Consider the following 13,793-nt stretch of genomic DNA (forward strand, 5'->3'; position numbering starts at 1 on the left):
CAGCGCGTGCCTGTTCGGCAAACACTTAACGGGAAGCAACATGCGTAACGAAACAACACAACTCAGACGCGGACTAAACGCGCGGCATATCCGTTTCATGGCTCTCGGCTCGGCGATCGGCACCGGTCTGTTCTACGGCTCCGCCGGCGCCATTCAGCTGGCCGGTCCGGCCGTGCTGCTGGCCTACCTGGTGGGCGGCGCGGCGGTGTTCATGGTGATGCGCGCGCTGGGTGAAATGGCGGTGCACCAACCGGTCTCCGGCTCGTTCGGCCACTACGCCAGCCACTACCTCGGCCCGCTGGCCGGGTTCCTCACCGGCTGGACCTACACCTTTGAAATGGTGATCGTCGCCCTGGCGGACGTCACCGCCTTCGGCATCTATATGGGGCTGTGGTTCCCGGACGTCGCTCAGTGGGTCTGGGTACTCAGCATCATCCTGTTTATCGGCGCGCTCAACCTGTGCAGCGTCAAGGTCTTCGGTGAAATGGAATTCTGGCTGTCGCTGGTCAAGGTCGCCGCCATCGTGGCGATGATCGTCGGCGGCGCGGCGGTGATGTTGTTCGGTTTCGGACAGACCCAGCACGCCACCGGCATCAGCAACCTGTGGCAACACGGCGGCTTTATGCCTAACGGCATCGGCGGCGTGGTCGCGTCGCTGGCGGTAGTGATGTTCGCCTTCGGCGGCATCGAGATCATCGGCATCACCGCCAGCGAGGCGAAAGACCCCGCCAAAGTGCTGCCGAAAGCGATCAACGCCGTGCCGGTGCGCATTCTGTTGTTCTACGTGCTGACACTGACGGTGCTGATGGCGATCTACCCGTGGAACAGCATCGGCCAGAACGGCAGCCCGTTCGTTGAGATCTTCAGCAACCTCGGCATCAGCTCCGCCGCCAACGTGCTGAACGTGGTGGTGATCACCGCCGCCATCTCGGCCATCAACAGCGACATCTTCGGCGCCGGCCGCATGATGTACGGCATGGCGCAGGACGGCCAGGCGCCGCGCAGCTTCACCAAACTGACCGCCAGCGGCGTGCCGTGGATGACGGTGCTGGTGATGTCGGTCGCTCTGCTGCTGGCGGTAGTGCTCAACTATCTGATTCCAGAGAAAGTCTTCATGATCATCGCCTCGATCGCCACCTTCGCCACCGTCTGGGTATGGCTGATGATCCTGCTGTCGCAGATCGTCATGCGCCGCACGCTGTCGCCGGAAGAAGCTCGTCAGTTAAGCTTCCCGGTACCGTGGTGGCCGGTAGCGCCGGCATTGGCGACCGCCTTTATGGCGTTCGTCATCGGCCTGCTCGGCTACTTCGAAGAGAGCCGCATCGCGCTGTACGTCGGGCTGGTATGGATAGCCCTCCTCACCGTGGCTTACTGGCTGTGGGTGCGCAAGAAAGGCGGCGGCTCACCGGTCACTGCGGCAACGCAGCAGATGTAGCGTTCGCTGAAGGTCAAACCCGCTGCGGCGGGTTTTTTATTACACGCTTTTGGCCGAACGCCGGGCATAAAAAAACCCGCCGCAGCGGGTTTTTATTCAGCAACCGAATCGGTCGAACTTACTGGCCTTTAACTTCTTTCAGGCCGTTGAATGGCGCACGGTCACCCAGCGCTTCTTCGATACGGATCAGTTGGTTGTACTTGGCAACGCGGTCAGAACGGCTCATGGAACCGGTTTTGATCTGGCCAGCCGCAGTACCTACCGCCAGGTCGGCAATGGTCGCGTCTTCGGTTTCACCGGAACGGTGAGAGATCACTGCAGTGTAACCGGCGTCTTTCGCCATCTTGATAGCCGCCAGGGTTTCGGTCAGAGAACCGATCTGGTTGAACTTGATCAGGATGGAGTTAGCGATGCCTTTCTCGATGCCTTCTTTCAGGATCTTGGTGTTGGTCACGAACAGATCGTCGCCAACCAGCTGGATTTTGTCGCCCAGTACTTTGGTCTGGTAAGCGAAGCCCGCCCAGTCGGATTCATCCAGGCCGTCTTCGATAGACACGATTGGGTACTGTTTGGTCAGCTCTTCCAGGAAGTGAGTGAACTCTTCGGAAGTGAAGGCTTTGTTGCCTTCGCCGGCCAGCACGTATTTACCGTCTTTGTAGAATTCGGAAGCCGCGCAGTCCATCGCCAGAGTAACGTCTTTGCCCAGCTCGTAGCCCGCCGCTTTTACCGCTTCAGCGATAACCGCCAGCGCTTCGGCGTTGGAACCCAGGTTTGGCGCGTAGCCGCCTTCGTCGCCCACAGCGGTGTTCATGCCTTTGGCTTTCAGAACTTTCGCCAGGTGGTGGAACACTTCAGAACCGATGCGCACCGCTTCTTTCAGGGTTTTCGCGCCAACCGGCTGAATCATGAATTCCTGAATGTCGACGTTGTTGTCAGCGTGCTCGCCGCCGTTGATGATGTTCATCATCGGCAGTGGCATGGAGAATTTGCCTGGGGTGCCGTTCAGTTCAGCGATGTGCTCGTACAGCGGCATGCCTTTAGAGGCTGCGGCTGCTTTCGCTGCTGCCAGAGAAACCGCCAGAATGGCGTTGGCGCCGAAGTTGGATTTGTTTTCGGTGCCGTCCAGCTCGATCATGATCTTGTCGATGTTCGCCTGGTCTTTGGCATCTTTACCCAGTACTGCCTGAGCAATCGGACCGTTTACTGCAGCAACGGCTTTCAGTACGCCTTTACCCAGGAAACGAGACTTGTCACCGTCACGCAGTTCCAGCGCTTCGCGGGAACCGGTAGAAGCACCTGACGGCGCAGCAGCCAAGCCGACGAAACCGCCTTCCAGATGAACTTCGGCTTCTACAGTCGGGTTACCGCGGGAGTCGATGATTTCACGACCGATGACTTTAACGATTTTGGACATTAGGTTTTCCTCAGTACAAGTTAAACTAAAACTCCAGACAAACAGCGCGCGGTTCTCACCGCGCGCCGCCTACCAAATATTTTATTTCACCTGGCGCTTCTGATGCTCGCCAGCGGCTTTCACGAAGCCGGCGAACAGCGGATGCCCATCACGCGGCGTAGATGTAAATTCCGGGTGGAACTGACAGGCTACAAACCACGGGTGATTCGGCAGTTCAATGATCTCAACCAGCTTGTTGTCGGCGGAACGACCGGCGACACGCAGCCCTGCGGCTTCGATCTGCTTCAACAGCATGTTGTTAACTTCGTAACGGTGACGGTGACGCTCGACAATGGTCGGTTCGCCGTACAATTGACGCACCAGGCTGTTGTCGCTCAGGTTGCACTGTTGGCCACCTACGCGCATCGTGCCGCCCAAATCGCTTTCTTCGCTGCGCACTTCGACGTTGCCGTCTTCGTCGCGCCATTCGGTGATCAACGCCACCACCGGGTACTTACAGTCTGGCATAAACTCGGTGGAGTTAGCGTTTTCCATGCCGGCCACGTTGCGAGCGAACTCCATCAACGCCACCTGCATGCCCAGGCAAATGCCCAGGTAAGGAATGTTGTTCTCGCGCGCATAGCGTGCGGTCATCACTTTGCCTTCCACGCCGCGGTAACCGAAGCCGCCCGGGATCAGGATCGCATCCAACCCTTTCAGCACTTCCACGCCGCGGGTTTCCACGTCCTGCGAGTCGATCAGCTTGATGTTCACGGTCAGACGGTTTTTCAGCCCACCGTGCTTCAGCGCTTCGATCACCGACTTGTAAGCGTCCGGCAGCTCAACGTATTTGCCGACCATACCGATGGTCACTTCGCCGCCCGGATTGGCTTCTTCGTAGATCACCTGTTCCCATTCGGCCAGGTTGGCTTCCGGCGCGTTCAGGCTGAATCGTTTACAAATATAATCGTCCAGCCCCTGAGATTTCAATAGGCCTGGGATTTTATAAATAGAATCAACGTCTTTCAGAGAGATAACCGCTTTTTCCGGCACGTTGCAGAAAAGCGCGATTTTAGCGCGTTCGTTAGCAGGAACCGCGCGATCGGAACGGCAAATCAGCACATCAGGCTGGATACCGATGGAAAGCAGCTCTTTTACGGAATGCTGGGTCGGCTTGGTTTTCACTTCGCCGGCCGCCGCCATGTATGGCACCAGCGTCAGGTGCATGTACAGGGTGTGCTCGCGGCCCACTTCCACTGCCATCTGACGGATGGCTTCGAGGAACGGCAGCGATTCGATATCGCCGACGGTGCCGCCGATCTCCACCAGCACCACATCGTGGCCTTCGCCGCCTTCGATGATGCGTTCTTTGATCGCGTTGGTGATGTGCGGAATGACCTGCACGGTCGCGCCCAGATAGTCGCCGCGGCGTTCTTTACGCAGCACGTCGGAGTAGATGCGGCCGGTGGTGAAGTTGTTGCGACGCGACATCTTGGTGCGGATGAAGCGCTCGTAGTGACCCAAATCCAGATCGGTTTCTGCGCCGTCTTCGGTGACGAAAACTTCCCCATGCTGAATCGGGCTCATGGTGCCCGGATCCACGTTGATGTACGGGTCCAGTTTCATGATGGTAACGTTGAGGCCACGGGCTTCAAGAATAGCCGCCAGAGAGGCTGCGGCAATGCCTTTACCCAGAGAGGATACGACCCCGCCGGTCACAAAAATATAATTAGTTGTCATGCTGAACCTGAGAGTTTAGGTTTAAAGACGATGGAAGAACCAGGACGGGAAAGTAGTATACCCGAACCTCTCCTGACCTACAAACGATCGTTTTGCTGTCCATCATCTCGGCCGCCCTCCCGTGTTCATCAGGGTTTACTCCGCCGGCGCCCCGCAAACCCTCCAGGAAATACAAAGAGTTAGCGGAGAATATTTCTTTTTACCGCCCCTCAGGAGCGATAAAACGCCTTAGATTTCAGTTTGTTGGCCTTTTGCTGCCGACGGCAGCCATGCGCCTCTGACCTGACCGTAAGCTTAACCGTTTCAGCTACAGTGAACCTTGTCGGCGATCAACATTGCAGCTGCAGTTCAGCTTTCCTGGCGTTTAACCTGCTGCCAGGCCTCTTCCATCTGCTCCAGCGTGGCGTCTTCCAATCGCAGCCCGCGTTGCTGAACGATCTCTTCCACCTGGCGGAAGCGGCGTTCGAACTTGCGGTTCGCCGCCTGCAGCGCGTTCTCCGCCTTGTGCCCCAGATGGCGCGACAGGTTCACCGTGGCGAACAGCAGATCGCCGATCTCCTCTTCCAGCTTGCTCTCGTCGACCACCGCCTGGCGGGCTTCGTGCATCACTTCATCGATCTCTTCGTACACTTTGTCCAGCACCGGGCCCAGCGTGTTCCAGTCGAAGCCGACCGAGGCGCAGCGTTTTTGGATCTTGTGCGCTTTCATCAATGCCGGCAGCGCCTGCGGAATATCGTCCAGCACCGAGTGCAGCGCTTTTTCGGCGCGCTCGCCCGCCTTCAGCTGCTCCCAGCGCGCCGCGACGGTTTCGCTGTCTCCGCCCTCGGCGTCGCCGAAGATATGCGGGTGACGACGCTCCAGCTTATCGCTGATGGCGGTGCACACCTCATCGAAATCGAACAGCCCCTGTTCCTGCCCCATCTGGGCGTAGAACACCACCTGGAACAGCAAATCGCCCAGCTCGTCGCGCAGATCGGCGTAATCTTGCCGCTCGATGGCGTCCAGCACCTCGTAAGTTTCCTCCAGCGTGTAGGGCGCAATGGTGGCGAAGGTTTGCTTGCGGTCCCACGAGCAACCGACCTGTGGGTCGCGCAGCGTTTTCATGATGTTCAACAGACGCTGCAGCGGAGTGGATTGGGTCATAAAAAATCTCTGAGAAAAAAGGGCGTGCTGATATGCCCGCCGGAACTGATGGAGTTCGGGCCGCATCGACATCGGATGCGGCCCGAAAAGTGCCGTGGGCTTAGTTGCCGTGCAGACGCTTGGCGTCTATCACGTCCGGCAGCTGGTTCAGCTTCGCCAACACCCGCCCCAGCACCTGCTGGTTGTAGATTTCGATATCCATGTCGATGGTGGCCAGCTGTTTCTTGGTGTCGCTGCGGCTGGCGACGCCCAGCACGTTGACCTTTTCGTTGGCCAGAATAGTGGTGATATCGCGCAGCAAGCCGCTGCGGTCATTGGCCATCACACGCACCACCAGCGAATAACCGCTGGAGTAGCTTTCGCCCCATACCGCGTCGACAATGCGTTCCGGCGCGTGGGATTGCAAATCGACCAGCTGATCGCAATCCGCACGGTGGATCGAGATGCCGCGCCCCTGGGTGATAAAGCCGACGATGTCGTCGCCCGGGATCGGCTGGCAGCAGCGGGCGATGTGGTGCATCAGATTGCCCACACCCTCCACCACCACTCGGCCGTTGTCCTTGTTGCGGGTCGGCGGCGGCGCTTTTTGCTGCACCAGCTGGCGCAGCGCCTCGCGATCCTGCTCTTCGGCGCTCGGTTTGTTGAACTTGCCCTGCAGGTAATTCACCATCTGGTTCAGGCGAATGTCCCCGCCGCCGATCGCCGCCAACACCTCGTCCAGCGAGTTCATGTTGTAACGCGGGATCAGCAGCTTTTCGGCCTCTTTCAGGCTGATGCCGAGGTGTTCCAGTTCGTTGTCCAGCATCTGGCGGCCGGCAAGAATGTTCTTGTCGCGATCCTGCTTGCGGAACCAGTTGTGGATCTTCGAGCGCCCGCGGCTGGTGGTGACGTAGCCCAGGTTCGGGTTCAGCCAGTCGCGGCTCGGGTTCGGCTGCTTCTGGGTGATGATCTCAATCTGATCGCCCATCTTCAGCTGATAGGTAAACGGCACGATGCGGCCGCCGATCTTGGCACCGATGCAGCGGTGACCGACGTCGCTGTGAATATGGTAGGCGAAGTCGAGCGGCGTGGAGCCGGCCGGCAGATCCACCACGTCGCCTTTCGGGGTAAACACATAGACCCGATCGTCGAACACCTGGCTGCGCACTTCGTCGAGCATCTCGCCGGAGTCCGCCATCTCTTCCTGCCAGGCGATCAGCTTACGCAGCCAGGCGATGCGCTCTTCGTAGCCGGAGCGCACGGTAACCCCCGCACCCTCTTTGTACTTCCAGTGCGCGGCCACGCCCAGCTCGGCGTCTTCGTGCATTTGCCGAGTGCGGATCTGAATCTCGACGGTTTTGCCGCGCGGCCCCAGCACCACGGTATGGATCGACTGGTAGCCGTTGGGTTTCGGGTTGGCGACGTAGTCGTCGAACTCGTCCGGCAGATGGCGGAAGTGGGTATGCACGATGCCCAACGCCGCATAGCAATCCTGCAGACGCTCCGCCACGATGCGCACCGCGCGCACGTCGAACAGTTCGTCGAACGCCAGGTGTTTTTTCTGCATCTTGCGCCAGATGCTGTAGATGTGTTTCGGCCGGCCGTAGATCTCCACCCGAATGCCTTCGCTGGCCATCTCGGCGCGCAACCCGGCGACGAAATCGTCGATGAACTGTTCGCGATCGATGCGGCGCTCGTGCAACAGCTTGGCGATACGCTTGTATTCTTCCGGGTGCAGGTAGCGGAAGCAGAAATCTTCCAGCTCCCATTTCAGTTGACCGATGCCGAGCCGGTTAGCCAGCGGGGCGTAGATATTGGAACACTCTTTCGCCGCCAGCACGCGCTCGTCTTCCGGCGCGTCTTTCACCTCGCGCAGGTGGGCGATGCGCTCCGCCAGCTTGATGACCACGCAGCGGAAATCCTCCACCATCGCCAACAGCATGCGGCGCACGTTGTCGACCTGTTCGGAGGCCATCGAGTCGTTTTGGGTGGCTTTCAGTTGGCGAATGGCGTCCATGTCGCGCACGCCGTGCACCAGCGCGACGATGCCCTTGCCGAACGCTTCGGTCAGGATCTCTTCCTGCACGATGCCGGCGTTCACCAGCGGGAACAGCAGCGCGGCGCGCATGCTGTCGTTGTCCATGCTCAGCGTCGAGAGGATTTCCACCATCTCCAGGCCGCGCCACAGCAGCAGTGAGGCGTCGGGATGGTTTTGGGTCTGCTGCTCACAATAACGCCAGGTTGCGGCCAATCGCTCACATGACTGCGGGTTAGGTAGCCCCAAGCTGGCGATCCACTCATCGAGAGCGAACTCACCCGCCGTATTCAGATGTGCACTTCTTACCGCAACCATAACCTCTCCCTACTTTGCAGCGACCTCTGGCGCGCGCTCGTTGATAAACAGCGCCATTGATTCAAGATGCCCCGTGTGCGGAAACATATCCAACATCCGCACGCGCGCAAGACGATAACCGGCGCTCAACAGCACTTTGCTGTCGCGAGCCAGCGTGGTGGGGTTACAGGAAACATAAACCACCCGCGCCGGCGCCAGTTTTACAATATGTGACATCACCCCGGCCGCACCGGCGCGGGCGGGATCCAGCATCACCTTATCAAACCCTTGTGCTGCCCAAGGTTGCCGCTCAACGTCGTCCTCCAGATTCTCATGGAAAAACGACGCATTATTCAGCTTATTCTTATGTGCATTATATTGCCCATTCGCTACCAGCGTGGCAACACCTTCGATGCCCACCACCGCAGCAGCGCGGCGCGCCAGCGGCAGAGTGAAGTTGCCCATGCCGCAGAACAGGTCCAGCACCCGATCATTGGGTTGAATGTCGAGCCATTCAAGGGCCTGCGCCACCATTTGTTGGTTTACGGCGTCATTGACCTGAATAAAGTCGCGCGGGCTGAAGTCTAAGCGTAGCCCGTCAACCTGATAATACGGCGCGTCACCGCACAGTTTTTCCAACCGATCGCTGTCCGGCGCCAGATAAACGGCGACCTTTTCCCGCTCGCCAAACGCCAACAGCGCCTGCCGATCCACGTCCTTCAGCGCATCGAGATGGCGCAGCACCAGCAGCGGACCGTTATCCGCCAGCACCAGCTCCACATGCCCCAGCCGCCGCACCGCCTGCAGCCCGCTTAGGCAGGTGCGCACCGGCGCCAGCAGCTGTTCCAGCTCCGGCCGCAACACCGGGCAGTGCGCCACCGCCACCAGCTCGCTGGAGGCCGCCTGGCGAAAACCCATCATCAGGCGCTGCTGCTTCGGCTGCCACGCCAGGCTCAGGCGGGCGCGGCGGCGATAGCCGTATTCCGGGCCGGCGATCACCGGTTCCTGCTGCGGAGTTACCCCGGTTTCGCGGGCGATCATGCGCACCAGCGCCGCCGCCTTGCTCTGCTGTTGCAGCGCCTCATCCGCGTGCTGCTGCTGGCAGCCGCCGCATACGCCGAAATGCGGACAGCGCGGCTCCACCCGCTGCGAGCTGCGGCTCAGCAGGCGCTTGAGCTTGCCTTTGGCGAACTGGCGCTTGTCTTCGGTCAGCTGAATTTCTGCCTGCTCGCCCGGCAGTACGCCCGGCACGAACACCGCTTTGCCGTCGTGGCGCGCCACGCCCTGGCCGAAAGGATCGAGATCGCTCACCGTCACGGTGAAGATTTGTGAGCTCTGCCGGGTCGTCACGCGGCGTTTGGGAGAGTAGAATTGCGCCATATTTGTCGATTGTGTGCTGGTTCATTAAGCTAGTGTCAGCTGTCAATTCTCCCACATTGGAATCCCATGACCAAATACAGCCTGCGTGCGCGCATGATGATCCTGATTCTGGCCCCGACCTTGCTGATTGGTTTGCTGCTCAGCACCTTCTTCGTGGTGCATCGCTACAACGAGCTGCAGGAGCAATTGGTCGACGCCGGCGCCAGCATCATCGAGCCGCTGGCGGTGGCCAGCGAGTACGGCATGACGTTCCGCAGCCGCGAGTCGGTCAGGCAGTTGGTCAGTCTGTTGCATCGCCGCCATTCGGACATCGTGCGTTCGATCACCGTGTTCGATGCGCAGAACAACCTGTTCGTCACCTCCAATTATCATCACAACTTCGCCCAGCTGCAGCTGCCGAAAGGCGTGCCGTTGCCCACCGACCTGATGCTCACCCGGCGCGGCGATTCGCTGATCCTGCGCACGCCGATCCTGTCGGAAAACCAATATCCGGATGAAAACGCCGACGGCGGCAGCCATCCCGACAACAACCTGGGCTATGTGGCGATCGAGCTGGATCTGCAGTCGGTGCGGCTGCAGCAATATAAAGAGGTCTTTGTCTCTACCCTGCTGTTGTTGCTGTGCATGTGCATCGCCATCCTGTTCGCCTACCGGCTGATGCGCGACGTGACCGGCCCGATCCGCAACATGGTGAACACCGTCGACCGCATCCGCCGCGGCCAGCTCGACAGCCGCGTGGAGGGCTACATGCTCGGCGAGCTGCACATGCTGAAGAACGGCATCAACTCGATGGCGATGTCGCTCACCGCCTACCACGAAGAGATGCAGCAGAATATCGATCAGGCCACCTCCGATCTGCGCGAAACGCTGGAGCAGATGGAGATCCAAAACGTCGAGCTGGATCTGGCGAAAAAACGCGCGCAGGAGGCGGCGCGCATCAAGTCCGAATTCCTGGCCAACATGTCGCACGAGCTGCGCACCCCGCTCAACGGCGTGATCGGCTTCACCCGCCAGATGCTGAAAACCGATCTGAGCGCGACCCAGACCGATTATTTGCAGACCATCGAACGCTCGGCCAACAACCTGCTGACCATCATCAACGACGTGCTGGATTTCTCCAAGCTGGAAGCCGGCAAGCTGGTGCTGGAACACATTCCGTTCGCCCTGCGTGAAACGCTGGACGAAGTGGTGGTGCTGCTGGCGCCGAGCGCCCACGACAAGGGTCTTGAGCTGACGCTGGATGTGCACAACGACGTGCCGGAGCAGGTGATCGGCGACTCGCTGCGCCTGCAGCAGATCATCACCAACCTGCTGGGCAACGCCATCAAATTCACTGAAACCGGCAATATCGACATTCGCGTCGAGCTGCGCAAACAGCTGGAGCGACGGGTAGAAGTGGAAGTGCAGATCCACGACACCGGCATCGGCATTTCCGAACGCCAGCAGTCGCAGCTGTTCCAGGCATTCCGTCAGGCGGACGCCAGCATCTCCCGCCGCCACGGCGGCACCGGGCTGGGGCTGGTGATCACGCAAAAACTGGTGAAGGAGATGGGAGGCGATATCTGCTTCCACAGCCAGCTGAATCGCGGCTCGACCTTCTGGTTCCACATCACGCTGGATCTGAACGAGGGCATGCTGTCGCTGGCACCGAGCCTGCCGGATCTGAACGGCAAAACGCTGGCCTATATCGAGTCCAACCCGACGGCGGCGCAGGCGACGCTCAACATGCTCAGCGTCACGCAGTTGGTGATCACCCACTCGCCGACGCTGGGCCAGTTGCCGCCAGGCCACTATGACTTCCTGCTGGCCGGCGTGCCCATCCCGTTCCGCGACAACATGGCGCAGCATCAGGACAAATTGCTGGCCTCGCTGAAGCTGGCCGATCGGGTGATTCTGGCGCTGCCGTGCCAGGCGCAGATCGACGCCGAGCTGCTTAAACAACAAGGCGCGCTCGGCTGCCTGATCAAGCCGATCACCAGCACCCGACTGTTCCCGCTGCTCCGGATGGAAGCGCCGGCACGCCTCACCGCGCAGCCTGAGCGTAAACGCCTGCCGCTGACCGTGATGGCGGTGGACGACAACCCGGCCAACCTGAAGCTGATCGGTACGCTGCTGGGGGAACAGGTAGAAAAAACCCTGCTGTGCGAAAGCGGTGAGGAAGCGCTGGCGCTGGCGCGCGACAACGTGCTGGATCTGATCCTGATGGACATTCAGATGCCGAAGATGGACGGCATTCACGCCAGCGAACTGATCCGCCAGCTGCCGCATCACAACTCCACGCCGATCGTCGCCGTTACCGCCCATGCCGCCAGCGGCGAGCGCGAGCACCTGCTGCAGGCCGGGATGGACGACTACCTGGCCAAACCGATCGACGAGAAAATGCTGACCCGCGTGCTGTCGCGCTACCACAGCGGCGACGTGGAAAACGCCATCGCCGACGACGCGCCGCTGTCGCTCGACTGGCCGCTGGCGCTGCGTCAGGCGGCCAACAAACCGGACCTGGCGCGCGATCTGCTGCAAATGCTGCTCGATTTCCTGCCGCAGGTGCGCGAACGGGTACAGGCGCTGCTCGACGGCCAGCATGACGACGAGATCCTCGATCTGGTCCATAAGCTGCACGGCAGCTGCAGCTACAGCGGCGTGCCGCGCCTCAAGCAGCTGTGTTTCTACCTCGAGCGGCAGCTGCGTCAGGGCATCACCAACGACGAACTGGAGCCGGAGTGGCTGGAGCTGTTGGATGAGATTGAACTGGTGATCCACGCGGCGCGCGCGCATCTGGCGCAACCCGCCTGAATCCTCAGGCCATAACGCAAAAAGGCACGCCGCAGCGTGCCTTTGTTTTTAACGCCTGACGCCTATCACTGCGCCAGCAGGTACAGCTGGCTCTCGCCGCGCTGAATATTCAACGCCAGTACCGACGGCTTGCTGTCGAGGATTTTACGCAGCTCACCCAGGTTCTGGATCGGCTGCTGGTTCACGCCCAGGATCACGTCGCCCTTTTTCAGGCCGATGCGCGCCGCGGCGCTGCCGGCTTTCACGCTATCGACCTTGACGCCCTTCACGTTGCCGACCTGGGTGTTGCTCAGCTCGGCGCCTTCAATACCGGTGTAGATATTGCCCGAGGCCACCTGGGTCTGCGCGCTTTGCTCCAGCGTGACGTCAATCGTTACCGGCTTGCCGTCGCGAATAATACCCAGCGACATCTTGCTGCCGACCGGCAATGTACCGATCTCCGCCCGGAACGAGGCGAAGCTGGAGATGGCCTTGCCGTTCATGGTGACGATCACGTCGCCGGCCTTGATGCCCGCCTTCGCCGCGGAAGACTTCGGCATCACCTGGCTGACGAAGGCCCCGCGCTGCGCATCGACCTTCATCGCCTTGGCCAGCTCAGAGTTCAGCTCGGTACCCATGATGCCCAGCTCGCCGCGTTTCACTTGGCCATATTCGACCATTTGCGCTGTCAGGTTTTTCACCATGTTGCTCGGAATGGCGAAGCCGATACCGATGTTGCCGCCATCCGGCGCCAGGATCGCGGTGTTGATGCCGATCAGTTCACCGTTCAGGTTAACCAGCGCCCCCCCGGAGTTACCGCGGTTGATCGCCGCATCGGTCTGGATAAAGTTTTCGTAGTTTTCGATGTTCAGGCCGCTGCGCCCCAGGGCGGAAACGATGCCCGAGGTGGCGGTCTCACCCAGCCCGTACGGGTTGCCGATCGCCACGGTGTAATCACCGACGCGCAGCTGGTCGGAATCGGCCATCTTGATCGCCGTCAGATTCTTGAAGTCTTTCAGCTGGATCAGTGCGATATCGGAACGCGGATCCTTGCCGATCACCTTGGCGTCGAAACGGCGGCCGTCGCTCAGCTGCACCTGGATCTTGTTGGCGTTGTCCACCACATGGTTATTGGTCACCACATAGCCCTTGGCGGCATCGATGACCACCCCGGCGCCCAGCGCCTGGAATTTCTGCTGCGTGCCCTGTGGCTGGCCATCCGGCCCGGGCTGTTCGCCGCCCTGGCACATCGGCGAACCCTGGAACGGCGAACCGTCCTGGCAGAACGGCGAATCTTCGCCGAAGAACTGTTGGAACTGCTGCGGCATGCGCGGCGTATTGACCGTGGTGCTGCCCTCAACGTTAATGCTCACGACGGAAGGCATCACCTTTTCCAGCATCGGCGCCAGGCTCGGCAGCTGTTGGGTGCTGGAAGAGGCGGTTTCAGCGGCGCTGGCCGTGACCGGGCCGATCGCCATACCGATGCTGAATGCCAGTGCGCTCAGAACTAATGCGGTTTTTTTCATCTGTGTGTCTCTTATAAAGTCGTTCAAAAAAGAATGGCCGTCTTGCGTGCTTATTCAGAGTTAATTAATAGCCTGAAGTTCCGGCACAGATGA

Annotated in this window: 8 protein-coding genes; 2 read left to right on the top strand and 6 right to left on the bottom strand. The window is 60.1% G+C overall.

Going from position 1 to position 13,793, the window contains the following annotated elements:
• Positions 1-40 precede the first annotated feature (40 nt).
• Positions 41-1,435: an amino acid permease gene (locus AC6BYQ_RS16315; RefSeq protein WP_025159648.1), complete on the top strand. Its 1,395-nt coding sequence runs from the start codon at positions 41-43 to the stop codon at positions 1,433-1,435.
• Positions 1,436-1,553: 118 nt separating this feature from the next.
• Here AC6BYQ_RS16315 and eno read toward each other — a convergent pair whose 3' ends face one another.
• The 5 genes from eno to rlmD all read right to left on the bottom strand — a co-directional run bounded on the left by eno (position 1,554) and on the right by rlmD (position 9,402).
• Positions 1,554-2,849, bottom strand: coding sequence for a phosphopyruvate hydratase (gene eno / locus AC6BYQ_RS16320; protein ID WP_004932670.1), 1,296 nt, complete (start codon positions 2,847-2,849; stop codon positions 1,554-1,556).
• Between the two features lie 81 nt (positions 2,850-2,930).
• Complete coding sequence (gene pyrG / locus AC6BYQ_RS16325) at positions 2,931-4,568, bottom strand: glutamine hydrolyzing CTP synthase (RefSeq protein WP_004932674.1); 1,638 nt, start codon at positions 4,566-4,568, stop codon at positions 2,931-2,933.
• A gap of 348 nt (positions 4,569-4,916) precedes the next feature.
• Positions 4,917-5,711, bottom strand: a complete 795-nt coding sequence (mazG, locus tag AC6BYQ_RS16330; protein WP_019455100.1) for a nucleoside triphosphate pyrophosphohydrolase — start codon at positions 5,709-5,711, stop codon at positions 4,917-4,919.
• 100 nt (positions 5,712-5,811) lie between these two features.
• Positions 5,812-8,043, bottom strand: a complete 2,232-nt coding sequence (gene relA, locus AC6BYQ_RS16335; protein ID WP_498057216.1) for a GTP diphosphokinase — start codon at positions 8,041-8,043, stop codon at positions 5,812-5,814.
• 9 nt (positions 8,044-8,052) lie between these two features.
• The gene (gene rlmD, locus AC6BYQ_RS16340; RefSeq protein ID WP_498057217.1) at positions 8,053-9,402 is read right to left on the bottom strand and encodes a 23S rRNA (uracil(1939)-C(5))-methyltransferase RlmD; all 1,350 of its coding nucleotides are present in this window, start codon (positions 9,400-9,402) and stop codon (positions 8,053-8,055) included.
• A 66-nt stretch (positions 9,403-9,468) separates the two neighbouring features.
• On the opposite strand from rlmD, the gene barA reads away from it, so the two are divergent.
• The gene (barA, locus tag AC6BYQ_RS16345; protein WP_498057218.1) at positions 9,469-12,195 is read left to right on the top strand and encodes a two-component sensor histidine kinase BarA; all 2,727 of its coding nucleotides are present in this window, start codon (positions 9,469-9,471) and stop codon (positions 12,193-12,195) included.
• Positions 12,196-12,260: 65 nt separating this feature from the next.
• Here the strand turns inward: barA and degP are convergent, their stop codons facing one another.
• Positions 12,261-13,700: a serine endoprotease DegP gene (gene degP, locus AC6BYQ_RS16350; RefSeq protein WP_498057219.1), complete on the bottom strand. Its 1,440-nt coding sequence runs from the start codon at positions 13,698-13,700 to the stop codon at positions 12,261-12,263.
• Between the last annotated feature and the right edge of the window lie 93 nt (positions 13,701-13,793).

It is taken from the genome of Serratia sp. LTN-2 (assembly GCF_059740205.1).

Coding starts and splice junctions, on each gene's coding strand:
- rlmD (WP_498057217.1), bottom strand. CDS start 9,402: ATGGCGCAATTCTACTCTCCCAAACGCCGCGTGACGACCCGGCAGAGC.
- eno (WP_004932670.1), bottom strand. CDS start 2,849: ATGTCCAAAATCGTTAAAGTCATCGGTCGTGAAATCATCGACTCCCGC.
- barA (WP_498057218.1), top strand. CDS start 9,469: ATGACCAAATACAGCCTGCGTGCGCGCATGATGATCCTGATTCTGGCC.
- AC6BYQ_RS16315 (WP_025159648.1), top strand. CDS start 41: ATGCGTAACGAAACAACACAACTCAGACGCGGACTAAACGCGCGGCAT.
- pyrG (WP_004932674.1), bottom strand. CDS start 4,568: ATGACAACTAATTATATTTTTGTGACCGGCGGGGTCGTATCCTCTCTG.
- mazG (WP_019455100.1), bottom strand. CDS start 5,711: ATGACCCAATCCACTCCGCTGCAGCGTCTGTTGAACATCATGAAAACG.
- relA (WP_498057216.1), bottom strand. CDS start 8,043: ATGGTTGCGGTAAGAAGTGCACATCTGAATACGGCGGGTGAGTTCGCT.
- degP (WP_498057219.1), bottom strand. CDS start 13,700: ATGAAAAAAACCGCATTAGTTCTGAGCGCACTGGCATTCAGCATCGGT.